Source organism: Mesorhizobium sp. M8A.F.Ca.ET.208.01.1.1 (assembly GCF_004791315.1).
GTDB lineage: Bacteria > Pseudomonadota > Alphaproteobacteria > Rhizobiales > Rhizobiaceae > Mesorhizobium.
The window spans coordinates 1-293 of record NZ_SRUT01000348.1 but is presented as its reverse complement, the minus strand read 5'-3'; the positions used below and the strand labels follow the sequence as shown (position 1 = coordinate 293).

The following is a 293-nucleotide window of genomic DNA, read 5'->3' as shown; positions in this document are numbered from 1 at the left end:
CCGCCAACGCCTGCAGCAGCACCTCCCTGCGTCGGTGTTTTTTCTGCGAATGCTGCGGACATGGCGCTCATAAGCGCCGCTCGTCAGCAGTTCGGCCAACACGTCCTGTTCCAGCATCGGAGCATGCCGGTCGGTCAGGCGCTTCGCCTCGCTGAACGCCCGGCGCAGGCTGGCGGGGACTACGAGATAGCCGAGCCGCAAGGTGGGCGAGAGCGTCTTGGACAGCGTGCCGACATAGATGACGGAGTCCGCGTCGAGCGCCTGCAGAGGCGGTATGGGGCTGATGTCGTGAC

General features: G+C 65.5%; 1 pseudogene. It reads right to left on the bottom strand.

The window, feature by feature from the left end:
- Positions 1–293, bottom strand: a pseudogene (locus EN851_RS35600) (PLP-dependent aminotransferase family protein); the annotation flags it as partial.